The sequence below is a fragment of the Pseudomonas sp. PB106 genome (assembly GCF_009764645.1).
Classification (GTDB): Bacteria; Pseudomonadota; Gammaproteobacteria; order Pseudomonadales; family Pseudomonadaceae; genus Aquipseudomonas.
Window position 1 is genome coordinate 1 of sequence record NZ_RWIM01000177.1, and the last position, 22,233, is coordinate 22,233.

Annotated in this window: 18 protein-coding genes; 12 read left to right on the forward strand and 6 right to left on the reverse strand. The window is 61.6% G+C overall.

Going from position 1 to position 22,233, the window contains the following annotated elements; translation table 11 throughout:
• The first annotated feature begins 377 nt into the window (after positions 1-377).
• The 9 genes from cpaB (at position 378) to EJA71_RS22780 (ending at position 9,126) form a co-directional block, all read left to right on the forward strand.
• Positions 378-1,328, forward strand: coding sequence for a Flp pilus assembly protein CpaB (cpaB, locus tag EJA71_RS22740; protein ID WP_158959759.1), 951 nt, complete (start codon positions 378-380; stop codon positions 1,326-1,328).
• 21 nt (positions 1,329-1,349) lie between these two features.
• Positions 1,350-2,600: a type II and III secretion system protein family protein gene (locus EJA71_RS22745; RefSeq protein ID WP_158959760.1), complete on the forward strand. Its 1,251-nt coding sequence runs from the start codon at positions 1,350-1,352 to the stop codon at positions 2,598-2,600.
• Positions 2,597-3,787 (forward strand): pilus assembly protein, encoded by a 1,191-nt coding sequence (locus EJA71_RS22750; RefSeq protein WP_158959761.1) that lies wholly within the window; start codon positions 2,597-2,599, stop codon positions 3,785-3,787. Before EJA71_RS22745 ends, EJA71_RS22750 begins: the two co-directional genes overlap by 4 nt.
• Positions 3,784-5,055 carry a CpaF family protein gene (locus EJA71_RS22755; RefSeq protein WP_158959762.1) on the forward strand — a complete coding sequence of 424 codons (1,272 nt, stop codon included), beginning with the start codon at positions 3,784-3,786 and terminating at the stop codon, positions 5,053-5,055. Before EJA71_RS22750 ends, EJA71_RS22755 begins: the two co-directional genes overlap by 4 nt.
• Before the next feature lie 10 nt (positions 5,056-5,065).
• Positions 5,066-5,950, forward strand: a complete 885-nt coding sequence (locus tag EJA71_RS22760; RefSeq protein WP_158959763.1) for a type II secretion system F family protein — start codon at positions 5,066-5,068, stop codon at positions 5,948-5,950.
• Positions 5,947-6,837: a type II secretion system F family protein gene (locus tag EJA71_RS22765; protein ID WP_064388817.1), complete on the forward strand. Its 891-nt coding sequence runs from the start codon at positions 5,947-5,949 to the stop codon at positions 6,835-6,837. Before EJA71_RS22760 ends, EJA71_RS22765 begins: the two co-directional genes overlap by 4 nt.
• A gap of 10 nt (positions 6,838-6,847) precedes the next feature.
• Positions 6,848-7,537 carry a tetratricopeptide repeat protein gene (locus EJA71_RS22770; RefSeq protein ID WP_158959764.1) on the forward strand — a complete coding sequence of 230 codons (690 nt, stop codon included), beginning with the start codon at positions 6,848-6,850 and terminating at the stop codon, positions 7,535-7,537.
• A gap of 11 nt (positions 7,538-7,548) precedes the next feature.
• On the forward strand, positions 7,549-7,827 hold the full coding sequence (locus EJA71_RS22775) for a DUF3613 domain-containing protein (RefSeq protein ID WP_158959765.1): 279 nt from the start codon (positions 7,549-7,551) through the stop codon (positions 7,825-7,827).
• 936 nt (positions 7,828-8,763) lie between these two features.
• Positions 8,764-9,126 carry a DUF6124 family protein gene (locus EJA71_RS22780; RefSeq protein ID WP_158959766.1) on the forward strand — a complete coding sequence of 121 codons (363 nt, stop codon included), beginning with the start codon at positions 8,764-8,766 and terminating at the stop codon, positions 9,124-9,126.
• Positions 9,127-9,168: 42 nt separating this feature from the next.
• Here the strand turns inward: EJA71_RS22780 and EJA71_RS22785 are convergent, their stop codons facing one another.
• From EJA71_RS22785 to EJA71_RS22800, 4 genes are all read right to left on the reverse strand, one after another.
• Complete coding sequence (locus tag EJA71_RS22785; protein ID WP_158959767.1) at positions 9,169-10,839, reverse strand: ShlB/FhaC/HecB family hemolysin secretion/activation protein; 1,671 nt, start codon at positions 10,837-10,839, stop codon at positions 9,169-9,171.
• Positions 10,840-10,972: 133 nt separating this feature from the next.
• On the reverse strand, positions 10,973-12,544 hold the full coding sequence (locus EJA71_RS22790; RefSeq protein ID WP_158959768.1) for a collagen-like triple helix repeat-containing protein: 1,572 nt from the start codon (positions 12,542-12,544) through the stop codon (positions 10,973-10,975).
• Positions 12,545-12,851: 307 nt separating this feature from the next.
• On the reverse strand, positions 12,852-13,706 hold the full coding sequence (locus tag EJA71_RS22795) for a MaoC/PaaZ C-terminal domain-containing protein (protein ID WP_158959769.1): 855 nt from the start codon (positions 13,704-13,706) through the stop codon (positions 12,852-12,854).
• A 3-nt stretch (positions 13,707-13,709) separates the two neighbouring features.
• A complete protein-coding gene (locus EJA71_RS22800) occupies positions 13,710-15,062 on the reverse strand; it encodes a 3-oxoacyl-ACP reductase (protein WP_158959770.1) in 1,353 nt (450 codons plus the stop codon).
• 236 nt (positions 15,063-15,298) lie between these two features.
• Between EJA71_RS22800 and EJA71_RS22805 the strand changes: the two genes are divergently transcribed.
• The 3 genes from EJA71_RS22805 (at position 15,299) to EJA71_RS22815 (ending at position 19,233) form a co-directional block, all read left to right on the forward strand.
• Positions 15,299-16,576: an acetyl-CoA C-acetyltransferase gene (locus EJA71_RS22805; RefSeq protein WP_158959771.1), complete on the forward strand. Its 1,278-nt coding sequence runs from the start codon at positions 15,299-15,301 to the stop codon at positions 16,574-16,576.
• Between the two features lie 332 nt (positions 16,577-16,908).
• On the forward strand, positions 16,909-17,805 hold the full coding sequence (locus EJA71_RS22810) for a PA4780 family RIO1-like protein kinase (protein ID WP_122593621.1): 897 nt from the start codon (positions 16,909-16,911) through the stop codon (positions 17,803-17,805).
• A gap of 219 nt (positions 17,806-18,024) precedes the next feature.
• Entirely contained in the window at positions 18,025-19,233 is a 1,209-nt protein-coding gene (locus EJA71_RS22815; RefSeq protein WP_158959772.1) for an MFS transporter, read from the forward strand.
• Here the strand turns inward: EJA71_RS22815 and cueR are convergent.
• Together cueR and cueA are read right to left on the reverse strand one after the other, a co-directional pair.
• Positions 19,187-19,600 (reverse strand): Cu(I)-responsive transcriptional regulator, encoded by a 414-nt coding sequence (gene cueR / locus EJA71_RS22820; protein ID WP_158959773.1) that lies wholly within the window; start codon positions 19,598-19,600, stop codon positions 19,187-19,189. The genes EJA71_RS22815 and cueR overlap by 47 nt on opposite strands.
• Complete coding sequence (cueA, locus tag EJA71_RS22825; protein WP_158959774.1) at positions 19,597-21,990, reverse strand: copper resistance metal-translocating P1-type ATPase CueA; 2,394 nt, start codon at positions 21,988-21,990, stop codon at positions 19,597-19,599. The genes cueR and cueA overlap by 4 nt, the downstream gene beginning before the upstream one ends.
• Between the last annotated feature and the right edge of the window lie 243 nt (positions 21,991-22,233).

Here is a 22,233-nt window from a genome sequence, read left to right on the forward strand (position 1 = left end):
TTCGGCTTTGAATTTTTTAACCATTTGGGAATACGACATGAGGATTCTCCTTGAGCACGCCAGGCGTTGCGCGTTCGCAACATGATTTCCCTGTGCCAGCATCAGCATTGTCGGCATTCCCCGTGCCTACAACTGTAAGAACGAATTAACCCGAAAGTAGTAGTTGGTCTAATTACAGTAAAAAACCAAGTTTGGCGCTTTAGCCTCCTACTTTCGTTGGATATTTAACCGCTGTTAATGGCGTTTTGTTCGCGCTGGACTACCGTCAAATAGCGAAATAGTTACTTGTTCATTGCTGCCTGATTGCGAATTTATCTCGTTGAAAGTGACGGGTCATTGCATAAGAAAGAACGCGCAGCGGGAAAGGGAGAGCCGTCATGAACAGTCGCGTCACTCTGGGCCTGGCCGGCTTGTTTTTGCTGGGTGCCATCATCGCCGGATATTGGGGGCTGACCTTGAGCCGTCAACCGGCCGTCGAACCGGTCGCAGCACCCGTTGCCGTCACCCCGGACGCAACGCCTGCCGTGCCTGCGCAACCTGTTGAAGATCCGACCCGTCAACCCGTGGTGGTATTGCTGCGCGACATCGCGCCCTTCGTGAAAATCACCGCCGCCGACGTCACCGTGGAAAAACTGCGCACCGCTCCCGTTGGTAGCCTGGCGAATGTCGATCAAGTCATCGGTCGTACGCCGTGGCGCCCGTTGAGCGCCGGCAGTTGGCTGAATGAAGAAAGCTTCGAACCGGGCAGCCAACTGGCACGGATGATCCGTCCCGGTGAGCGCGCACTGGCGGTGTCCGTGGACGAAGTGATCAGCGTCGGCGGACAACTGGCGCCGGGCGATTACGTCGATGTGCTGCTGTTTTTGCGCAAGGACGAAAACAATCCACAGCCGTCAGCGCAGTTGGTGGTGCCGGCGGTGCGCGTGCTGGGTGTCGGCAGCCAGATGGGCCTGACCAACGATGGTCAACCCGCCAGCCCCGCGCGCAGCGACGATGAACGACTCAAGCAGGAACAACAGCGCATGGCAGCGCGCAGCGTGGTGCTGGCGGTGCCCGAAGCGTTGCTCAGCCGTTTGATGCTGGCCTCGGGTGCCGGTGTTTTGCGCCTGGCGGTTCGCAGCGCTGACGAGCAGCAACTGGCGAAGTATTGGGCCGGCGAAAACGATGTCGCCACGCAGCTCGATACGCCGCGTCGCGCGTTGCTCGAGTTCAGCCAGTTATCACTGTCGCCCGCGCCCAAACCACTCGCCGTAGCCGGGCAACCGACGGCGCGCAAAGCGACCGTGGAAGTCATTCGCGGTGCCGAAAACGCTCAACCCACTCCCTGATTCGAGCAAGGACGCCTTTACATGCGCACACGCTTCACGCCCCTGTTCAATGGCTTGCTCCGGGCCTCGCTGCTGAGCGTTGCTTCGATCGGCACTGCCCTCGCAGCCGCTGGCAACTGCGCTGCGCTCGGTTCGTTGCCGGCAACACTGGAAGTCGGCGAAGGTCTACAGCAGGCGCTGCAATCACCGGTGCCCATCACTCGGGTGGCGGTGGGCGATCCGAAAATCGCCGACGTGCGAGTCACCGGTGATCAAGGCGTGCTGCTCACGGGCGTTGCGCCGGGCGCCACCACATTGATGATCTGGAGCGCCTGCGCCAGCGCGCCGCGCCAGAGCATGGTGTTCGTGCAGGGCAAGGCGAGTGCGGCGATGACGGCGGTGGCGCTGCCGGCGACAGGTGATCCGACCTTGCCGTCGCAAGTGCAGACCGACATCCGTTTTGTCGAGGTCAGCCGCACCAAACTGAAAGAGGCGGGCACGTCGATCTACGGCAAGGGCTCCAACAACTTCCTGTTCGGCGGCCCGGGCACGGTGCCGGGTACCGGCGTCAGGCCGGGCACGGTACCCATCGTGGCACCCAGCATTCCGCTGGCCAACGACATGTTCAACATCGTCTGGGGCGGCGGCAGCAGTAAATTCCTCGGCATCGTCAATGCGCTGGAGGGCAGCGGATTCGCTTATACCCTGGCACGGCCAAGTCTGGTGGCGTTGAGCGGGCAGAGTGCGAGTTTCCTCGCTGGCGGGGAAATCCCGATCCCGGTGCCGAGTGCCAACAGCAACAGCTATTCCATTGAATACAAAGAGTTCGGTATTCGCCTGACGCTGACCCCGACCGTGGTCGGTCCTGATCGCATCGCGCTCAAGGTCGCGCCGGAAGTCAGCGAGCTGGACTACAACAATGGCGTGACCATCGGTGGCACCACCGTGCCGGCCTTCACCATCCGCCGCACCGACACCAGCATCTCTTTGGCCGATGGCGAAAGTTTTGTCATCAGCGGCTTGATCAGCACACAGAATGCGTCGCAAGTGAACAAGTTTCCCGGCCTGGGCGACATCCCGATCATCGGGGCGTTTTTCCGCAACTCGTCGATCAATCGTGAAGAGCGCGAACTGCTGATGATCGTCACGCCGCACCTGGTACAGCCGCTGGCCGCCAACGCGCCGCTGCCGTCGCTGCCGGGTGAAAAACTGCGCAACTACGACCCGAACTGGTATCGCCTGTACTTCCTTGAAAACGGCAACTTCGATAAACGCAGCGGGTTATCGCAATGAGCCAGAGCCTCAGCCAGACCTTCCTCGCCATCACCCGTAACGACACCGATCTTGAGTGGTTGCAAGGTGCGCTCGCGCCGCTCGGTCAGGTGGTCAGCGCCGGTGGCGGCAGCCTCGACGAGTTGCTCGCGCTGGTCGACGTGACCTTCGCCAGCCTGGTGTTCGTCGGGCTTGATCGCGATCATCTGGTCGCGCAGAGCGCCTTGATCGAAGGCGTGCTCGAAGCCAAACCGATGCTCGCCATCGTCGCGCTCGGCGACGGCATGGACAATCAACTTGTACTCAACGCGATGCGTGCCGGTGCGCGAGATTTCGTCGCTTACGGCTCGCGCTCCAGTGAGGTCGCCGGGCTGGTGCGGCGCTTGAGCAAACGCCTGCCAGCCGTCACACCGAACACCCAGCTCGGCGGTCTGACCGTGCTCTATGGCGTGCAAAGCAACGCCGACGGCGCGCTGTTGGCCAACCACATGGCGCTGGTGGTGCAGAAGAGCGGGCAGCAGACGTTACTGCTCGATTTGGGCTTGCCCCGTGGCGACAGCCTGGCCTTGCTTGGCCTGGAAAGCTCGTTCCATTTTGGCGACGCGCTGCGCCACTTGCGGCGTCTCGATGCGACCCTGATCGACAGCGCGTTCACCAGTGCCGAAGCGGGCCTGCGCATCCTCGCTTACGCCGCCGGTGACGAGCCGCTGGAGCGTACCAGCGCCGCCGAGTTGTACATGTTGCTCAGCGCCTTGCGCCAACACTTCCAGCACATCGTCGTCAACCTCACTGGGCAGCCCGACAGCGAAGCGCTGCGCACCTTCGTCAGCCATTGCGACAAGCTGCTCTGGTACACCGATCAGAACGTGCTCGACTGCCGGCGCAATCTTGCCGTGCTCAATCTGTGGCGCGAAAAAGGCATGAAACTCGACCATGGCCGGCTGCTGATCGACCGCTATCTGCGCAACGTCGCACCGGATTCCGACACCCTCGGCAAGACCTTCGGCCTGGAGGTGATTGCCGTGCTCGCCTACAGCCCGGAGATCCGCCTCAACGCGAAAAACCAGGGCGTGACGCTGTTCGAACTGGCCCCGCGTGAAGCCATCAGCCAAAGCCTGCGCACCCTCGGCGAGCGCTTGGCAAAACGCTCCGAAGGCCTGGCCAAACCCAAGGCCAGCTGGTTCGATCGCCTGCGAGGTACATCATGAACGGCGAGCAACTGTTCGGTGGCCCGCAGCGCCACGCGAGCGGCAACACCGACCACGATGGCCTGAAACTGGTATTGCACCGCTACATCATCGACGCCATTGAAGAGTCCGGGAAAAACCTGCTTGAGGGTTCTCGGCAGGTGCTCTCGCAATTTGTCATCGACAAAGTCGCCGAATACATCGCGCGTCTGCACCTGGCGATTTCCCGTTATGAAATGGAGCGGCTGGCCGAAGAGATCGTCGACGAACTGACCGGTTTCGGCCCGCTCGAAGTGCTACTGCGCGACAGCGCCGTGACCGAGATTCTGGTCAACGGCCCGCACCGGGTGTTTATCGAACGCGATGGCGTGCTGCACTTGAGCGACCTGCGCTTTATCGATGCGCACCATGTCGAGCGGGTCATGCAGCGCATTCTCGCGCCGCTGGGGCGACGTCTCGACGAATCGTCGCCAATGGTCGATGCACGCCTACCGGATGGCAGTCGGGTCAACGCGATCATCCCGCCGATCGCCCTCGACGGGCCGTGTCTGTCGATCCGCAAATTTCGCAAGGACATGCTCAAAAGCAGCGACCTGATGGCGATGCAAACCATCGATCAGGCGATCTACGACTTCATCGAAGAAGCGGTGGGCAAGCGCTGCAACATTCTGATCAGCGGCGGCACTGGCACCGGCAAGACCACGTTGCTGAACATTCTCAGCCAGTTGATCAACCCCCATGAACGACTGGTGACCATCGAAGACGTCGCCGAACTGCAGCTCGGCCATCCGCACGTTGTGCGCCTGGAAACCCGTCCGCCGAATGCCGAGGGCCACGGCGAAGTGAAGGCCAGCGACCTGATCCGCAACGCCCTGCGCATGCGCCCCGACCGCATCATTCTCGGTGAGATTCGTGGTGTCGAAGTGGTCGATGTGCTGACCGCCATGAACACCGGCCACGACGGCTCGATGAGCACCGTACACGCCAACAATGCACAAGACGCCTTGCTGCGTCTGGAAACCCTCGTCGGCCTCACTGGCCGCACCATCGCCGAACGTACGCTGCGGCAGATGATCTGCGCCGCCCTCGACGTGGTGATTCAACTGACGCGCATGCCCGATGGTCGTCGCTGTGTCAGCGAAGTGGTGGAAGTGGTCGGCGTACGCGACGACGTCTACGTGACCAACACGTTGTTTCGCCTCGACCGGCGCACCGGCTTCGGCTTTCTGCGCGAAGCGGTCAACCCGGCGGGCGACAAGCTGCGTCGCGAACCGACGCTCGCGCACTGAGGGCCACGGCATGCTCAAACCGCTGCTGCTGATCGTGATTTGCCTGACGCTGCTGGGGTTGTCACTGCGCCTGTTCTACAACGGCTGGCGTCAGGGCGGTGCCGAGCGCGTACTCGATCGGCTCAATCAAGGACAGCCGCAACTGGCGGCGGAAGCGCCACGCTGGGTCGGCCTTGAGCGAGCGTTTTTACGTGCCGGGCTCGGTCGGCCTACAGACCGGATTGGCTTGTGGTTACTGTTGTGGGCGTTCGGCGTGCTGATCGGTTTCGCCCTCGCCGGGGTGATCGGTTTGCTGGTGCTGCTCGTGGTGCCGCCGCTGGCTCTGCGCCTGTTTGTCAGTTGGCGCTATCAACGTCGGCTGCGGCGGATGATCGAACAATTGCCGCAACTGCTCGATTACACCGTGCGCAGTTTGAAGTCCGGACGCACCCTCGCGGATGCCGTACTGGGTGGCATCGACACCAGCGAAGATCCCTTGAAAAACGCCATGGGCCGGGTGCAGCGCAACGTGCAGTTGGGCGTGAGTCTGCCGGATGCGGTGTCGGATCTGGCCGAACTGTACGAACGTGATGAATTTCGCCTGTTCGCCCTCGGCCTCAAGGTCAATCACCGTTACGGCGGCAACGCCAGCGAGCTGCTGGAAAACCTCATCAAGATGATTCGCGAGCGCGATCAGGCCTCACGCCAATTGCGCGCCATGACTGGCGAAACCCGCCTCACCGCGTGGGTGCTGGGTTTGCTGCCCATCGTCATGGCTGGGTATTTCCTGATGGCCAATCCGATTTATCTGGTCGCCATGTGGCACGACCCGTCCGGGCAGCGAATGCTGGCCACGGCGTTCGGCATGCAGGTGATCGGCAGTCTGTTGCTCTGGCGGATGTTGCGCAGCCTATGACCACGCCCTTGATGATCAGCGCGCTGCTTCTGCTCGGCGCCGCCGCCTTACTCCTCACCAGTCTGCTGGAGCAGCGCCGGCGGGCGCGGCAGATCAGTCGCCGATTGGAGGGCGACCTGATCCGCGAGAACCGTTTCGGCAACCTGCTGCAAGTGCTCGGCGACAGCAAGGTCGGTCAGCACAGCGTCAAACTCGACAACGAAACCCAGTCGCTGCTCAACCGCCTCGGCTGGCGCAGTGCGCGTCAGCGTTCATTGTTTGCCGCGTGCCAGATCGGCTCGCCACTGTTGCTGCTGGCGCTGACGCTGCTGCTGCAATCGGTGTTTTTTCCTGCCGTGGAAAAACAATGGATCGCGCCGTTGTTCGCCCTCGGCGTCGGCTATCTGTTGCCCAAACGCCTGCTGGTGATCGCCGTGACGCGTCGGCAGAAACAACTGGCCAGCGAGATCGGCACGTTCATTCCGCTGCTGCGCATTCTTTTCGAATCCGGCATGGCCGTGGAGCAGGCGTTGCGTGTGCTCAGTCATGAAGGTCAGGCGCTGTTGCCGGTGCTGACGTACGAATTGCGCCTGGTGCTGAGCCGCGTCGACTCCGGTCTGGAGCTGGGCGAAGAACTGAACAAGGCCACGCAGTTATTGGCGGTGGATGAGTTCACCGATACCTGCGTGATTCTTCAGCAGTTGCTGTATCAGGGCGGTGGGGCGATGAAGTCGCTGCTGGCGCTCAAGCAATTGCTCGATGACCGGCGCCTGACGCGCCTGCAGGAATACATTTCCAAGATGTCCGCGAAAATGTCCGTCGTGATGATGCTGTTTCTCTTCCCGGCGTTATTGATTGTCCTGGCCGGCCCGGGCTTCACCGCCCTGGCGAAGGCGCTGGGAGCCTAGAGGGATCGTGATGAAAGCAATGATTGCAGGTGCCTGTTTTCTGCTGCTCGGCGGTTGTGCCAACACCGGGCAAACGCCGTGGGATGCGCTGACCAATTCCGCCAGTTGCGGCAAGTTGAGCTCCGATCAACAACTGTCACTGAACCTGGCCGACGACATGGCCAACGACGGCAAACTGCACGCCAGCCTCGCCAACCTGCAGAGCCTGCCGGACAACATTGCCGACGTACGTCTGCGCAAGGCCAAGGTCTATCGCTTGCTCGGTCGCAGCGAGGCCGAGCCGCTGTACCGCAGCCTGCTCGGTTCGTGTCTGGCGGCGGAGGCGGAACACGGTTTGGGGCAGCTCGCTGCGGCCAAATCCGACTACGGTCAGGCGCAGGCGCATTTGCAGCGCGCCGCGCGTCTGGCGCCCACCGACGAAAAAATCCGCAATGACCTCGGTGTGGTTTACCTCAATCAGTTGCGTCTTGAAGATGCGCGCTTCGAGTTTCTCACCGCCATGGAGCTCAAGCAGAGTGATCAGTTGGCGGCGCTGAATCTGGTGACGTTGTTGTTGTATCAGGATGACTGGAATCGTGCGGCTGAGCTGGTTAGTCGTCTTGGCCTTAGCCCGGCGCAATTCAGCGAGGCGCAGGGGCGTGCGGAGAAACTCAAGCTGCCGAACCGATCCACTGTCGCCGTCACGGCGATGCTCAAGTAGGGGGCGCGATGATGAAAGCCATTTTTGTCTGTCTTGGTTTGTTCGCGGCGCCGTTGACCGGTTATGCGATTGATGCGGGGCCGGCTTCGGCTCAGCAGCAGGAAACCGAGGGTTGGTTGCAATTGCAGGCGCGTAACAAGGTTGCTTCGCCGACTCTGCAGACGTTGACTCCGGCGGAGCGGGAGTTGGTCATGCAGCGGTGGTTGAAAAGTTATCAGCATGAGATTCCGGAGTTTTTTGATCAGGAGCAGGGGGGGAAGGTTGATAGTGGTTCTGGCAGCGGCGGTTGACCTATGTAGGAGCTGCCGAAGGCTGCGATCTTTTGATCTTTTGATCTTTTGATCTTTTGAGAGGGGGATTGAGTACATATCCGTTGCTGCGGTAACGGCGGCTTAGGGTTCCGCCCTTACGGCGGGTCACCTTTTCCAAACGCCGAAAAGGTAACCCAAAAGGCTTGCTCCTACGTGCGGCCCGCTCGCTAGAGCTCGGGGTTCCTTCGCTCCGGGATTGATCCGGGCGCATCGCCTCCGGTTTGCTTCGCTGCACCTCCTCTCGATGTGTTCGACTTCGTCGAACGGTCGCTGCGCTCCCACCCCCGGATCAATCCCTCCGCTCAGCCTTCCGAAGTCGCCCGTGGATCAAGATCAAAAGCGAGGCGAGCTGACACTCGGCCTATTGGCTGACTTCACCCAATCCCTGTGGGAGCTGGCTTGCCAGCGATGGCGGCCTGACAGTCGACCATGCATTCGACTGAATGCACTCGGTTTAATTGTGGGAGCCAGCCTGCTGGCGATGGGGCCTGACAGCCGACCATGCATTCAGATGAGTGCACTCGGTCTAATTGTGGGAGCTAGCCCTGCTGTCGATGAGGCCAGTCCATCGATCCAATGACTTGAGCCTGTTTAATTCTGTGTCAAACAAGCAGAACCTTCCCACAAGGTTTTCAGGTTGTCCGTCAGACGTGCGTTCTCTAGCCTTTGGGTTGTCGCTGAATGCTCAGCGGCCAGGTGTGGAAACCTGAAATTCAAGTAGATGCACAGCACCACCACCGTAATCATTGTCGGCGACTTCTTTCGTCTGCAAACTGTGTCGCGGCGGCTGTGCGTGGGCAGGCTTCGGTCTGGCCGGTTGCCTACTTATCGGTATTTCCACCCTGCGCATAGCTGCCACCTTTTGTTGTGTGGAAACGACAAGAGATGGCTTCCACAGCCAAGTAGGAGTTATTAATGGACAAGCTGATTCCCGACCCGCCCCCCGAAACCAGCACCCCGCTCGAAGACGCCATACGCTTCGACGATCAACTCAAAAACCGCGAGGCCATCAAGCGCGCTCTCGATTTCTACCTTTGCCCCAAGCCTTCAAAACCTTACCAGCCCAGTACGATGTTCCTCGTGCAGCCGAACATCGACACCGAAAGTTTGCTGGCTCATGCCTGTGAGTCCCTGGCGTCGGCCAACGTCATGGCCAGTGATTTTGCCGACCAGCTCAGTCGCCCGCAGCGCAACACGGCGCTGGCGATTCAGCAGATTGTGATGCTTGCTGAGTTGGCGGTGAGCCGGGCGCTGGACCGGATTGATCCGCGAACCTGAGCCAATCCCACTCTGGTGCTGTTGCTCCAGAGTGGGGGCGGGTTATAGCTGATAGCTGAAGCTGATGCTGTAACGCGCTCGACGATTGAACGTATCGAACGCTTCATCCGACATCGCTTTCGCCGCCTCCAGCGCAATGTTGTAGTACTTGGCATCGCCGAAGCGCAGTCCGATCGCTGCCGATGACAGGCTGTTCGCTTGTACCGGCAATTCATTGAACCAACTGCGCGAGCGGTCCAGCACGAAGTACGGTTGCAGGATGCGCACCCAGTTGCCATCGCGGTTGAAGCTGTAGTTGACCTCGTACGCCACGCCCCAGCCTTTGTCGCCGGACGCTTGGTCATCGGGATAGCCGCGACCGAAGTTCTGTCCGCCGAACACGGCGCGTTCGCTGTCGGGCAAGGTGTCGTCGCTCCAGTACAACGCCGCCGACAACACGCCCTGCCAGTTGTCGAGGAATTTGTTGCTCTGCACGCCGGACAGGCGCACGCGGAAGAAGTCGAGGTCGATGGCGCTGTTGTTGGTTTTCGCGCCCATGCCATCGATGCCCTGGTACACACCACCACTCAAAATCCGCAGTTGCCGGGCATCGGCTTTGCGCCAGTCGCTTTCGAAGGCGAGGGCGCGGATGTCGGTGCGTTCCTCGGCGCTTAACGGGTAGCCGACTACCTTGTAGCGGGTTTTGTCGTTGACTGCGTAAAGCCGTGAGCCGGCGGTGAGCAGTTCATTGGAGGCGGCAATCAGCGGCAGGTTGAAGCCGATTGAATAGCGGTCGTTCTCGCGATGGGGCTTGAGCTCCAGGCCGTTGTCGAGGAACAGGCTGGTGCCCGGGTCGGCGCGGTAGCGCGAAGCGGACAGGGCCAGTTGCGCACCTTCGCTGTTGATGAATTGGTTGTAGTCCAGGCGGTAGTAATGCTCGTGATCATCACCCGGCGGGAACAAGCCGCTGAGGGTCAGTTGCTCGCCCATCGACGTCTGCGAATTGCTGCTGACACCGAGCAAGGCCTGGGTGCCGTTGCGGTTGTCTTCGGTGGTGCTCAGGGTGCTGGTGAACGGTTTGCGACTGGCTTCGGCGACCAGCGTGGTCGCGCCGTCGGTGGTGCCCGGCGGCGGCACCTGCGCCTGAATCGTCACGCCGGGGATGCGCGTCATCAGCGTGGTGTAGCGTTCGAACGTCTTGCGGGTCAGCGGACGTTCAGCCTGGATCTTCGCGGCCAGCTCATCGATCAGGCCTTTGACCCGACCGATGTCGCCCTGCATCTGCACGTCGCGCACGTAACCTTCAACGAGCACCACCCGCGCCACGCCGTCGTCGAAATTCTGTTGCGGCAGGAACGCGTAGGACAGCAGATAACCGTCCTGCTGATAGCGTCGGGTGATGTTGCGCGTGGCTTCGATCAGGTCGGCGAGGCTGGTTTGCTGGCCAATCAGCGGTTTGTAATTCTCCGCCAGTTCGGTCAGCGGGTAGATCGTGCCGCCTTCGATCTGCACGGTTTTCAGATTGACCTTGGTGCTCATCATCAATGGCTGCGCAGCGGTCGCTCCGGCCTCCGGTACTTGCACCGGCGCGGCACTCGGGCGATAGGCATCGGCCGGCAAGTTGGGCACGGGCAGGTTGCGGATGGTTTCGTTGCTGTTGAGAAAGCTGGGCAGGGTGTCGGCGAGGGCAGCGGAACTGAGGCTGAGGAACAGCAAAGACGCCATAACGCGCATAGGACACTCCATGGTCAGGTCACAGCTTAAGGCTGTTTTTTCCTAAGAAAAAAGCGGAAGACTCGTGGGAATCTTCCGCCCTCAACCAAGCGTAGGCGCTGTAGGTAAGGCCGTCGAATCGGCCAGGTGCAATTTAGCGTTTGTTGCCTCCCAGAGCGCCGGTCAGACCGCCGACGAGACCGCCCAGCCCGCCGCCCACACCACCGGTGGCGCCCCCGCTGGCACCGCCGTTGACCAGGCCGCCGACTGCAGCGACGGTACCGCCGACGTTGTTGACCAGACCACCGACTGCCGTGGTCACTGGATTGTTGGTGGCGGCGATGGTGTTGCCGATGCCGCTGACCGCCGCGCCGACCTGGCCAGTAAGGCCGGCGACTGGCGAACCAAGACCGGTAGCGGCGCCCAGTTGTTGAGTCACGTTGGTGACGCCGCTGGTGACCGGGTTCAGCGCTGTGCCCAAAGTGGCGCCGACGCTGGCCAGTGGTGAAGTCGTAGCGGTAATCGGTGAGCCCGAGCCGCCCAATGCGGAGTTCAGCGAAGCGACGGCAGTACCCAGGCTACCAACGGTAACGCCGCCGGCGCTGACCACACCATTGCTGCTACCGGCATTCAGACCTGCACCGACATTGACCACCGCGCCTCCGACAGTTTGCAGCAGACCCGTCCCGCCGAGGCCTCCACCGAGACCACCGCCAACACCGCCGCCAGTACCTGAACCGGTGCCGTTGGACACCAGCCCGCCGGCCTTGCCGACCGCAGTTCCGGTATTGCTCAGCGCTCCGCCGAGGGTGTTGGTCAGCGCATTGCCATTGCCCGCGTCGGTGACTTTGTCGCCCACGCCGTTGACGGTATCGCCGACTTTCTGAATCACGCCTTTGAGCGGATCACCCAGACCGGTCGCGCTGCCGAGTTTGTCGGTGGTGCTTTCGACCATCGCAATCACCGGCACCAGATTTTTGCCGAGCTGGTTGGTCAACTGGCTGGTTGGGCCATTGGTCAGCGTGGTGTCGAGGGTATTGCCGAGCATGGTGACTTTCACGCCAACGCCATCCAGCAGCGGCGCGACTTTTGTCACCACGCCGCCGACCACTGGCACGCTGCCGGTGGCGGTCGCCAGTTTACCGCTGAGGTCGGACACGCCGTTGCCGACATCGGTGACCACGCCGCCGACCGAGGCGACGGTGGTGGTCAGGCCTTTAGGATCGGTGGCCAGTTTGCCGATGCCGTTGGCGACGCCGTCACCCAATGTGCTAACGGCATTGCCAGCGGTGTTGGCCACGCTTTGCACAACGCCACCGACCACCGGGACGGTGCTCAACGAGTCGCCAATCTGACCGACGCCATCGCCCACGCCGGCGACGGTAGTGCCGACATCCTGCACCAGCGTGGTAGTCACCAGTGGCGTCGGCGTTGGGTTGGTCGGGTTGGTTGGATCTGTAGGGTTGGTTGGATTCGTCGGATTAGTCGGGTTAGTCGGATCGGTTGTGCCCGTGCCGCCGGTGCCACCGGTTCCGCCAGTGCCTGCGGTATCACCCGTGCCGCCAGTACCACCGGTGCCACCTGTTCCAGCGGTGTCGCTGGACGGCGAAGAACTGCCGGAACTGCTGTGATGGCCGCCACCGCCGCTGCTGCAGCCAGCGAGGCCAAGAGAGAAAATCAATGCCAGAGCGATTGCTGATTTGCACCACACGTCTTGAGTTTTCATGATCGAGATTCCTTGCACCTGTCACAACGTTCGTTGCCTTCGATGGCTCACCGATCTGTCGTCGGTGATGCCTCGTCCGTGGCTGTAATTTCAGTCGGTGCGCGGATTTCAACCATTCTCAAGTTGGTATTAACGCCTTTATATATAAGCGCCTGTGCAGTGCGTAATGACTAATACCGAGGATATAGACGGGCAAAAAAAGGCCTTGAAAATCAAGGCCTGGGGTTTTTCGGAAAGGGCGGGGAACGCGAGGAAAACTTAAGTGATATATACACAATTTACGGGTGTCCGGCGGTCTCCCGGAGCGTCAGGCAATCGGTTGCCATTGACCCGCCATGTGTTCCAGATCGCCCGCGCCCATCAACTGCAACTCGCCACTGGACCCCGCAGCGCTGGCCAATAACCTGACCTCGCTGGGCAGGCGCACTGGTTTGCGAAAATGCACGGCGATTTCCAGATTGGCCTTGGGCAACTGATCGGCCAGCGCTGCCAGCGTGCGTGCCTTGTTCCACAAACCATGGGCGATGGCGGTGGGGAAGCCGAACAGTTTTGCGCTCGCCGCGCTCAAGTGAATCGGGTTGTAGTCGCCGGACACTTTGGCGTACTGCCGGCCAATGTCGGCCGGGGCTTGCCAGTGCGCCACTTCCGTCAGCGCCTGGCTCGGCTGCCACTCCTGCTCGAGCGCCTCGCCTTCGAGTTTCACCCCGCGACAGAGCATTTGGCTTTCCGCCTCCCACAGCGGCCCGAGTTGATCATCGAGCGTGGTCAGCAAATCAAACGTCGCGCCTTTGGGATGCGGCTGCAGGTTGTGCACCCGCACGCTGACTTGCGCGCGGCTGATCCCGCCCATCGGCCGCAGCACGCGGATGCGATTGCTCAGGTGAATCAGCCCCAGCAGTGGAAACGGAAAGTCCTTGTCCGTCAGCAATTGCATCTGCAAAGCGAAAGCGAGGATGTGTGGATAAGTCGGCGGCAACAGGCCGTCATCGGCAAATCCGCAGACCTTGCGATACGCCGCCAGACGTTGGCCATCGACATCCACCCAGCAACGCAAACCGCTGTCGGGCAGTTGCGTGCCGGTGATTTTGCGTCGCGTCGCCGCCCGCGCGTAGAGCCCGGGCAAACTCGGTTCGCGATCCAGTGTGTGCCATTCGATGCTCATGCCTTAAGCCCCCAGAACACTTTGTCCACAGACCCGCAGCGCCTGCCCGGTGAAGGCGCCGGTGCCCGGTTGCGCCAGCCACGCAACGGCTTCGGCGACGTCTTGTGGCAAGCCGCCCTGGCCCAGCGAACTCATGCGCCGACCGGCCTCACGCAGGCCAAACGGAATGTGCGCGGTCATCTGCGTTTCGATGAAACCCGGGGCCACGGCGTTGATGCTGATGCCGCGTTCAAGCAGCGTTGGCGCCCACGCTTGCGCCAGACCAATCAATCCAGCCTTGCTCGCCGCGTAGTTGGTTTGCCCACGGTTTCCGGCGATACCGCTGATCGAGGCGAGCAGCACCACCCGTGCGTTGTCATGCAGCGTGCCGCTGTCGAGCAGGGCTTTGGTCAGCACTTGCGGGGCGTTGAGGTTCACCGCCAGCACCGCGTCCCAGAATTCCGGGGTCATGTTGGCCAGGGTTTTGTCGCGGGTGATGCCGGCGTTGTGCACCAGGATGTCGAGGCCGTCGGGCAACTGTTCGATCAGTTGACTGGCAGCGTCTTCGGCGCAGATATCGAGGGTGATGCTGCGGCCACCGAGGCGCGCGGCGAGGGCGTCGAGATCGCTTTTCGCCGGCGGCACGTCGAGCAGGATCACCTCGGCGCCATCACGCGCCAGGGTTTCGGCAATCGAGGCGCCGATGCCGCGCGCCGCGCCCGTGACCAGCGCCTTGCGCCCGGCCAGTGGTCGCGTCCAGTCCGTCACCGGAGTCGCACAGGCTGTGAGGCGAATCACCTGGCCGGAGACGAAGGCACTTTTCGGTGAGAGGAAGAAGCGCAGCGGCCCTTCGAGTTGATCTTCGGCCCCTTCGCCAACGTAGATCAGTTGCAGCGTGCCACCGCTGCGTAACTCCTTGGCCAGTGAACGGGAAAAACCTTCCAGCGCTCGCTGGGCACTGGCGGCGAAAGGCTCGCGCAGGGTTTCCGGGGCGCGGCCAAGAATCACCAGGTGCGCGCTGGACTCAAGATTCTTCATCAAGGGCTGGAAAAATTCACGCAGCTGCTTGAGCTGGTCGGTGTGCTGCAACTCACTGGCGTCGAACACCACTGCTTTGAGTTTCGGACCGTGGCCGGGAATCCACGCGGTGGCGGCTGCAGGCTGTTCGCCGTAGCGATAAATGCCATCGGTCAAACGGTTGGCGAAGTGGCTGATGCGCTCGGCCAGCGGTCCGCCGCCGATCAGCAGCGCGCCCTCCACCGGACGCAGACGCCCGGCTTGCCAGCGTTCCAGCCGCACCGGCGACGGCAGGCCCAGTGCCCCGACCAGACGATGGCCGATGGACGAGTTGGCGAAGTCGATATAGCGGTCAGACATGGAACGCTCTCCAGAAGTTGGGGTTCAAAGTGTGGACTATCGACGGCAATCAATCGTTCGATCCACGCAATACGGCCTACGCTAGAACAGCAGAGTAGACCACCGACCCTGTGGGAGCTGGCTTGCCAGCGATGGCGGAGTGTCAGCCACTGCAGAGGCTGGATGTGCCGGCCCTATCGCTGGCAAGCCAGCTCCCACAGGGATCTCAATGAATCCGGATCAACAAGGAGTTATGCATGAGTCAGCTGCGCCGCGTCGCGATCATTGGCGGTAACCGTATTCCTTTCGCCCGTTCCAACGGGCCGTACGCCACGGCCAGCAATCAGGCGATGCTCACCGCCGCCCTTGAAGGTTTGATCGAACGCTACAACCTGCACGGCCAGCGCATCGGTGAAGTGGTGGCCGGTGCAGTGCTTAAATTGTCACGGGATATGAACCTGACCCGCGAATGCGTACTCGGCTCGCGTTTGTCGCCGTCGACGCCTGCGTACGATATCCAGCAAGCCTGTGGCACCGGTCTTGAAGCGGCGATCCTGGTGGCGAATAAAATCGCCCTCGGCCAGATCGACAGCGGCATTGCCGGCGGCGTCGACACCACCTCGGACGCACCGATCAGTGTCAGCGAAGGCCTGCGCCGAATTCTCCTGCAAGCCAACCGGGGCAAAACCACCGCTGACAAGCTGAAAACTTTTCTGCAGCTACGGCCAAAACACTTGATTCCCGAATTCCCGCGCAACGGCGAGCCGCGCACCGGCCTGTCGATGGGGCAGCACTGCGAGCTGATGGCGCAGACCTGGAACATTCCCCGCGAAGATCAGGATCAGCTCGCGCTCGAGAGTCATCACAAACTGGCCGCGTCCTACGCCGAGGGTTGGCACAACGATCTGATGACGCCGTTTCTCGGCCTGACCCGCGATAACAACCTGCGTCCGGACCTGACGCTGGAAAAACTCGCTTCGCTGAAACCGGCCTTCGAGAAAAGCGCCAAAGGCACGCTGACGGCGGGCAATTCCACACCGCTGACCGATGGCGCCTCGGTGGTGCTGCTGGGCAGTGAAGAGTGGGCGAAGGAACGCGGTCTGCCGATCCTCGCGTATCTGCGCGATGGCGAAGCGGCGGCGGTGGATTTCGTCAACGGTGCCGAGGGCCTGTTGATGGCGCCGGTGTACGCCGTGCCACGCTTGCTGGCGCGCAATGGACTGACCTTGCAGGACTTCGACTACTACGAAATTCACGAAGCGTTCGCCGCGCAAGTGTTGTGCACGTTAAAAGCCTGGGAAGATCCGGAATACTGCAAAACCCGCTTGGGCCTCGACGTTCCACTGGGCTCGATCGACCGCAGCCGCCTCAATGTGAAGGGCAGTTCGCTGGCGGCGGGGCATCCGTTTGCTGCCACGGGTGGACGCATCGTCGCCAATTTGGCCAAACTCCTCGATGCCGCGGGCAAGGGCCGAGGCCTGATTTCGATCTGCGCCGCCGGCGGTCAAGGCGTCACCGCCATCATCGAACGCTGACCACATCCCCTGTGGGAGCTGGCTTGCCAGCGATAGGGCCGGCACATCCAGCCTCTGCAGTGGCTGACACTCCGCTATCGCTGGCAAGCCAGCTCCCACAGGTTTACTGGTGCTATGGCAAAGCAGATGTCAGATTCTGTCGCAAATGCCCTCGACGGCCGATAACAACAAGTGACCCGGGCTCGGCTATGATTCGCAACGGTCGATTTTTTCGGCACAGTGTGTGCATTCATAGGGTTCACAGGTCGGCAACCCCTCCCCGTGGTGCGAGGATTGCCGTATAACGAGTGACATTCGCGTGTTTGGTAATAAAGGACCCACAATAAAAGCTGATGAAGACTCCAAAACGCATTGAACCCCTGATCGAGGACGGTCTGGTCGACGAAGTGCTGCGCCCACTGATGAGTGGCAAAGAAGCAGCTGTTTATGTAGTGCGCTGCGGTAATCAGTTACGTTGCGCGAAGGTCTACAAGGAGGCGAACAAACGCAGTTTCCGCCAGGCGGCCGAGTATCAGGAAGGCCGCAAGGTTCGCAACAGCCGACAGGCGCGGGCGATGGCCAAGGGCTCCAAGTTCGGTCGCAAAGAGACCGAGGACGCTTGGCAGAACGCCGAAGTGGCGGCGCTGTTCCGTCTGGCCGGTGCCGGTGTACGGGTGCCCAAACCTTACGACTTCCTCGACGGCGTGCTGTTGATGGAGTTGGTCGCCGATGAGTTCGGCGACGCGGCGCCGCGTCTGAACGACGTGGTGCTGGAGCCGGATCAGGCGCGTGAGTATCACGCGTTCCTGATTTCGCAGATCGTGCTGATGTTGTGTACCGGTCTGGTGCACGGTGACCTCTCGGAGTTCAACGTGCTGCTGACACCGACCGGCCCGGTCATCATCGACTTGCCTCAGGCAGTGGATGCAGCGGGCAACAACCACGCGTTCAGCATGCTTGAACGTGACGTTGGCAACATGGCTTCGTACTTCGGGCGCTTCGCGCCGGAGTTGAAGCAGACCAAGTACGCGAAAGAAATGTGGGCGCTGTACGAAGCGGGCACCTTGCACCCGGCCAGCGTGCTGACCGGTGAGTTCGATGATCCGGAAGACCTCGCTGATGTCGGTGGGGTGTTGCGCGAGATCGAAGCGGCGCGCCTCGACGAGGAACGCAAGCAGGCGATCCGTGCGGCAGACGACGAGCCGAAAGGCAAGTCCGACGAACCACCGCCACCACCGTGGATGCAGTGATCGCTTGATGAGAAACCCGGCTTCGGCCGGGTTTTTTGTGCCCTGCAGTTCTCCAGAGATCACCAAAAAAACCTGTGGGAGCGAAAGGGCTATTACAGGCAACACATCTTCTCAGGCTGAACCACCGCTATCGCTGGCAAGCCAGCTCCCACAGGGGTAGTGGTGTTGCTGAAAGTTGTGTGGGAATCTGACCGGCCTCCGCACACTCAAGGATTGAATGTGACCACCCCGCGCAACACCCAACTGATCGTCACCGCCCGATTGATCTCCGATTTTGGCGCTTTCCTCAACATGGTCGCGCTCGCCACTTACGTCTACCTGCTAAGCAACAGCGCCATGAGCGTCGGGATTTTTCTCGCCAGCCGTGTGGGCGGAGGGATTGTTGCCAGCCTGATCGGCACCGCGTTTTACCGCCGTTGGGGCGGGCGCCTGCCGTTGATTGCCTTCGATCTGCTGCGCGCCAGCCTGCTCGGTTTGCTGCTGATCGTGCCCGTCGCACAACAGGCGATCTTCTTGCCGGTGGTTGCCTTCGGTCTGGGCCTGGGCAATTCGATGTTCGCCATCGGCCTCAACAGCCAATTGCCGCGTTTGATCCCCAGCGATCAATTGCTCAAGGCTAACGCCTGGATCACGGCGGCCTCTTCGGCGGCGATGGTGGGGGGCAGTCTGGTTTCCGGTTTGCTGGTGGCCGCTTTTGGTTTCGAGACGGTGTTCGCCCTGAATGCGCTGACCTACCTGTTGGCGGCCGTGCTGATCGTGCCGCTGCGTTTCGAAAAAAACACCGTCGACGAAAAAACTGATCGCAGCGAATGGTCAGCCTTGATGCACTGCCTGCGCAGTGCGCCGGTGATTGCTGCGATGCTGGCGGTGAGCATGGGCGACACCCTCGGCAGCGCGGCGCACAACGTCGGTTTTCCGATCATCTCGAAATTGCTCTCGCCGGATTCGGCGAGCACCACGTTGGGCCTGATGCTCGCGGTGTGGGCCAGCGGCAAATTGCTCGGAGCGCGAATCGCCAGCCGCCTGAAGGGCTCGGACAACGTTCATCTGGAGCGCCGATTCTTTTTCGGTGTGGCGCTGATGTCCTGCGGCTTCATCCTGATGTTTCAGCAGCACAGCCTTTTCGGTTTGCTGCTGTTTTCGCTGCCGGCAGGGCTGGGCGACGGTTTTTCCGAAGTCGGCCTGATGTCACGTCTGCAGCGCGAACCGGAATCTCTGCGCCTGCCGATTTTCAGTTTTCTGACGCTGCTGCAAATGACCGGGTTGGGTGTCGGCATGCTGATCGCCGCGCCGTTCTACGCCTGGTGGACGCCGGGTGCCGTGGTCATGCTATTCCACGGCATTCCCCTCGGCACTTTGCTCGCGGTGAAGTGGCTGGCGCTCAGGCGCGGGAGGGTTGCGCGCAGCAGCCCGACGCCAGTTCCTTGAGGATCGGGCAGTCGGGGCGATGGTCGCCGTTGCAGTGTTCGACCAGGTCTTGCAGGGTGTCGCGCAGTTCTCCGAGTTCGCGAATCTTTTGATTCAACTCGTCGATGTGCTGGCGCGCCAACGCCTTCACATCGGCGCTGGCGCGTTGCCGATCCTGCCAGAGGGTCAGCAGTTTGCCGACCTCTTCCAGCGAAAAGCCGAGATCCCGCGAGCGCTTGATGAACGCCAGCGTGTGCAGATCGTCGTCGCCGTAGACGCGATAGCCGCTGTCGGTGCGATGGGCCGCTTTGAGCAGGCCGATCGATTCGTAGTAGCGGATCATTTTCGCGCTCAGGCCGCTGTGTTTGGCCGCTTGACCGATGTTCATCGGTGCTCCTCCAGATCCTTGGGTTTCCAGGTTTTCAACAGTAGCGCATTGCTCACCACGCTGACGCTCGACAGCGCCATCGCCGCGCCGGCCAGCACCGGATTAAGAAAACCGAACGCTGCCAGCGGAATGCCTATCAGGTTGTAGACGAAGGCCCAGAACAGGTTCTGGCGGATCTTCGCGTAGGTCTTGCGGCTGATCTCCAGCGCCGCCGGCACCAGCCGTGGATCGCCGCGCATCAGAGTGATGCCCGCCGCGTGCATGGCGACGTCGGTGCCGCCACCCATGGCGATGCCGATGTCGGCAGCGGCAAGGGCCGGGGCGTCGTTGATGCCGTCACCGACCATGGCGACCACGCCGGTTTTTTTCAGCTCGGCGACGGTCGCGGCTTTGTCCGCCGGCAGCACTTCAGCGTGAACATTACGGATGCCCAGCGCCTCGGCGACCACCCGAGCGCTGCCACGGTTGTCGCCGGTCAGCAGGTGGCTGTGGATATCGCGCGCGGCAAGTTGCTGCACAGCTTCCAGTGCGCCGGGTTTCAAGGTGTCGCCGAAGGCGAACAAACCGAGCACTTTCGGTTCAGGACTTTGCTCGATCAGCCACGACAGCGTACGACCCTCGGTTTCCCAGGCGGTGGCAGATTCGGCGAGGTCACCGGCGCTCAAACCGCTCTCTTCGAGCATCCGCCGATTGCCCAGTGCAAGGCGTCGGCCGTCAAGATTGCCGGCGATGCCGCGCCCGGTCAGGGATTGGCTGTCGCTGACATCCGGGACGGTCAGTTCACGTTCGGCTGCAGCATCCAGCACCGCTTTGGCCAGCGGATGCTCGCTGCCACGTTGCAACGCTCCCGCCAGTTTAAGCAGATTGTGTTCATCTCCATCTACGGCACTGAAATGGGCAACACGTGGCGTGCCGGAGGTCAGCGTGCCGGTCTTGTCGAACACCACGCTGCTGACTTCATGGGCACGCTCCAGTGCTTCGGCGTCCTTGATCAGAATGCCGTGGCGCGCCGCGACACCGGTGCCGGCCATGATTGCGGTCGGCGTGGCGAGGCCCAGTGCACACGGGCAAGCGATGACCAGAACAGCGACGGCATTGATCAGCGCAATTTCCAGCGGCGCGCCGTACAGCCACCAGCCAATCAGTGTCGCCAAGGCAATCAGCAACACCGTCGGCACGAAGATCTGGCTGACTTTATCCACCAGTTTCTGGATCGGTGCCTTGGCGGCTTGAGCGTCTTCGACCAGGCGAATGATCCGCGCCAATACCGTCTCCGCGCCGAGCGCCTGTGTGCGTACCAGCAAGCGACCTTCACCGTTGATCGCGCCACCGGTGACCTTGTCCCCCGGTTGTTTCGGCACCGGCAGGCTTTCGCCACTGATCAGCGCTTCATCGGCGTGGCTCTGGCCTTCGATGACTTCGCCGTCCACCGGGAAGCGTTCGCCGGGTTTCACCAGCACCAGATCGTTAAGGCGCAGGGCGCTGATGGCGACATCCTGCTCACGGCCGTCGATGACTTGTATCGCCCGCTCCGGGCGCAATGCTTCTAGGGCGCGGATGGCACTGGCGGTCTGGCGTTTGGCGCGACTTTCCAGGTATTTGCCCAGCAGCACCAGAGCGATGACCACCGCCGAGGCTTCGAAATACAAATGCGGCATACGCCCGGCAGCGGTCGCCCATTCATAGAGGCTCAAGCCATAACCGGCGCTGGTGCCGAGGGCGACCAGCAAGTCCATGTTGCCGGCGCCGGCACGCACGGCTTTCCACGCGGCGACATAAAAGCGCGCACCGAAAATGAATTGCACCGGCGTGGCGAGGGCGAATTGCGCCCAGGCCGGGAGCATCCAGTGAATGCCGAACGGTTGCAGCAACATCGGCGCCATCAGCGGCAGGGCGAGGGCGATCGCGCAGATCAGCGCCCAGCGTTCATGCGTGAGCTTCTGCTGTTGGGTATCGGTTTGCGGATGTTCGGCTTGCCAGACGCTGGCGGAGTAGCCGGCCTTGGTGACGGCGTCGAGCAGGGTTTGTGAATCGACCTGACCGAGCAGTTCGAGGTGCGCGCGCTCATTGGCCAGATTAACGCTGACGCTTTTCACGCCGGGGACTTTGTTCAGGGCGCGCTCGACGCGACCGACGCAGGAGGCGCAGGTCATGCCTTCGATGTTCAATTCGATAGTTTGCTGCGGCACGCTGTAACCGGCGCGCTCAACCGCGTCCATCAAAGCCGCAAGACTGTCGACCGGCGCCTGCACTCGGGCCTGTTCGGTGGCGAGATTGACGCTGACGGCACTGGCGCCGCTGACTTTGCTCAAGGCCCGCTCGACCCGTCCGGCGCAACTGGCGCAGGTCATGCCGGCAATCGGCAGGTCGAAGGTGATGGAATCTGACATCGGTCGTACTCCCTGTAGTAGATGCCTACAAGGATCAACCTTGCCATGCGGGCAAGGTCAAGCGCCAATCTTCCTACCGTGATCGTTCCCACGCAGAGCGTGGGAATGCCTCCTGTGACGCTCTGCGTCAGGCATCGGGACGCGGAGCGTCCATGGCTGCATTCCCACGCAGAGCGTGGGAACGATCAAAGATCGCAGCCTTCGGCAGCTCCTACAGAGAATTGCATTCCAATGTAGGAGCTG

Coding starts and splice junctions, on each gene's coding strand:
- cpaB (WP_158959759.1), top strand. CDS start 378: ATGAACAGTCGCGTCACTCTGGGCCTGGCCGGCTTGTTTTTGCTGGGT.
- EJA71_RS22745 (WP_158959760.1), top strand. CDS start 1,350: ATGCGCACACGCTTCACGCCCCTGTTCAATGGCTTGCTCCGGGCCTCG.
- EJA71_RS22750 (WP_158959761.1), top strand. CDS start 2,597: ATGAGCCAGAGCCTCAGCCAGACCTTCCTCGCCATCACCCGTAACGAC.
- EJA71_RS22755 (WP_158959762.1), top strand. CDS start 3,784: ATGAACGGCGAGCAACTGTTCGGTGGCCCGCAGCGCCACGCGAGCGGC.
- EJA71_RS22760 (WP_158959763.1), top strand. CDS start 5,066: ATGCTCAAACCGCTGCTGCTGATCGTGATTTGCCTGACGCTGCTGGGG.
- EJA71_RS22765 (WP_064388817.1), top strand. CDS start 5,947: ATGACCACGCCCTTGATGATCAGCGCGCTGCTTCTGCTCGGCGCCGCC.
- EJA71_RS22770 (WP_158959764.1), top strand. CDS start 6,848: ATGAAAGCAATGATTGCAGGTGCCTGTTTTCTGCTGCTCGGCGGTTGT.
- EJA71_RS22775 (WP_158959765.1), top strand. CDS start 7,549: ATGAAAGCCATTTTTGTCTGTCTTGGTTTGTTCGCGGCGCCGTTGACC.
- EJA71_RS22780 (WP_158959766.1), top strand. CDS start 8,764: ATGGACAAGCTGATTCCCGACCCGCCCCCCGAAACCAGCACCCCGCTC.
- EJA71_RS22785 (WP_158959767.1), bottom strand. CDS start 10,839: ATGCGCGTTATGGCGTCTTTGCTGTTCCTCAGCCTCAGTTCCGCTGCC.
- EJA71_RS22790 (WP_158959768.1), bottom strand. CDS start 12,544: ATGAAAACTCAAGACGTGTGGTGCAAATCAGCAATCGCTCTGGCATTG.
- EJA71_RS22795 (WP_158959769.1), bottom strand. CDS start 13,706: ATGAGCATCGAATGGCACACACTGGATCGCGAACCGAGTTTGCCCGGG.
- EJA71_RS22800 (WP_158959770.1), bottom strand. CDS start 15,062: ATGTCTGACCGCTATATCGACTTCGCCAACTCGTCCATCGGCCATCGT.
- EJA71_RS22805 (WP_158959771.1), top strand. CDS start 15,299: ATGAGTCAGCTGCGCCGCGTCGCGATCATTGGCGGTAACCGTATTCCT.
- EJA71_RS22810 (WP_122593621.1), top strand. CDS start 16,909: ATGAAGACTCCAAAACGCATTGAACCCCTGATCGAGGACGGTCTGGTC.
- cueR (WP_158959773.1), bottom strand. CDS start 19,600: ATGAACATCGGTCAAGCGGCCAAACACAGCGGCCTGAGCGCGAAAATG.
- cueA (WP_158959774.1), bottom strand. CDS start 21,990: ATGTCAGATTCCATCACCTTCGACCTGCCGATTGCCGGCATGACCTGC.